The organism is Micromonospora sp. NPDC049799 (assembly GCF_040656655.1).
Classification (GTDB): Bacteria; Actinomycetota; Actinomycetes; order Mycobacteriales; family Micromonosporaceae; genus Micromonospora.
This window is the reverse complement of sequence record NZ_JBFAMU010000811.1, coordinates 1-1,531: the sequence shown is the minus strand read 5'-3', so window position 1 is coordinate 1,531 and position 1,531 is coordinate 1. Positions and strand designations below refer to the sequence as shown.

The following is a 1,531-nucleotide window of genomic DNA, read 5'->3' as shown; positions in this document are numbered from 1 at the left end:
CGCCGCGCCGGTGCTGTGGCGGACGTACAACCAGCTCCGCTCGGAGCGCGAGGGGCGCATCCGCGAGCAGGAACGGGCCGAGCTGGCCGCCATGGGCAAGAGGGTGTACGCGACCAGCCGCGACGCGGCCAAGCGCGAGCGGATCGCCGAGCTGGGCGCGACCGCCGTGGAGCCGGGCGCCCGGCTGCCGGAGCGGGTCGACGTGGTGATCGAGACGGTCGGCGCCGCCACCTTCGACCACTCGCTCAAGTCCGCCGCGCCGATGGCCCGGATCGTGGTCTCCGGCGCCACCGCCGGGCACGAGCCGAAGGTCAACCTGCGCCGGGTCTTCGCCATGCAGTTGGAGATCCTGGGCACCTCGATGGGCACCCCGGACGAGCTGACCGCGCTGCTCGCGTTCTGCGCCGAGCGGGGCGTGCGCCCGGTGGTCGACAGCGTGGTGCCGTTCAGCCGGGTCGAGGAGGCCTTCACCCGCCTGCACTCCGGCGACGTCTTCGGCAAGGTCGTCGTCGACCACACCGCCTGACCCACCGCCGCGCGGCGCGCGCGTCGCGACGCGCCGCGCGCGCCGGCGAGGCCCCTGTTTCACGGAAATAGTGGCCTCGCGGCGTGAGATGGCCACTGTTTCCGTGAAGTTGCGCGGGGCGCGGGCAGGCGGCGACCGTGGGCGCGGGCGTCAGAGGCGGTTGTCGAGGGTGGCGATGTCGTCGCGGGCGGCGTCGGTGGGGATGCGGCGCTTGGCGGCCTCGTCGCCGTACAGGGACCAGCGCAGGAACTCGACCGTGGTGTCCGAGACCACCCGGAGCGCCGGCCCGTCGCCGAGCAGCGCCCGGCCGTGGTCGCCCTTCGGCAGGCTCAGCATCGCCTTCGGCCACGGCACCTTGTCGTACGCGGCGCGGCCGGCGGCGTAGTCGACCACCTCGTCCGCCTGGCCGTGCACGAACAACTGCGGGGCGGCGGCACCGGCGAACGCGGTGCCCACCCCGAGCGCGGTGCCGGCGAACACCACCCCGGCGTCGAGCCGCTCGTCCCGGCCCGTGGTGAACAGCCCGATCGTGGTCACCCCGCCGGCCGAGTGCCCGGCCGCCGCCACCCGGTCGGTGGCCAACCGGCCCCGCAGCGGGTCGCCGGCCCGGCCGTCGAGGGCGAGGACCTGGGTGAGGGCGTACGACACGTCGGCGGGCTGGTTCAGCACGTCGAGGACGTTGCCGTCACCGCCCCGCGAGGTGCGCGGGAAGGTCGGGGCCGCCACCACGAACCCGGCCGCCGCCCAGCGGGTCAGCAGCGTCTCGTAGTCGGCCGGGCGGCCGCCCAGGCCGTGGCTGAACATGACGACGGGAAACGTCCCCCTCGCCGCGTCCGCCGACCGTTCCGGCTCGCCACCGGCCCTACCGGCCGCCGGGTACCAGACGGTCACCGGCAGGGGGCGGTCGCCGTCGCGGTTCAGCTTCAGCTCGCGTACGCCCACCGCGAAGGCCCGTTCCGGCGCGGACCCGGCCGGGACGCGCGGCGAGGGCGTGGCGACCGGCGG

At 75.8% G+C, this 1,531-nt stretch carries 2 protein-coding genes; one reads left to right on the top strand and one right to left on the bottom strand.

From position 1 onward, the window contains the following. Positions 1-91 precede the first annotated feature (91 nt). Positions 92-526 carry a zinc-binding dehydrogenase gene (locus tag AB0I76_RS29705; protein WP_357042389.1) on the top strand — a complete coding sequence of 145 codons (435 nt, stop codon included), beginning with the start codon at positions 92-94 and terminating at the stop codon, positions 524-526. 150 nt (positions 527-676) lie between these two features. Here the strand turns inward: AB0I76_RS29705 and AB0I76_RS29700 are convergent. Then, on the bottom strand, positions 677-1,531 hold an 855-nt coding region (locus AB0I76_RS29700; RefSeq protein WP_357042386.1), incomplete at its 5' end, for a chlorophyllase.

Coding starts and splice junctions, on each gene's coding strand:
- AB0I76_RS29705 (WP_357042389.1), top strand. CDS start 92: ATGGGCAAGAGGGTGTACGCGACCAGCCGCGACGCGGCCAAGCGCGAG.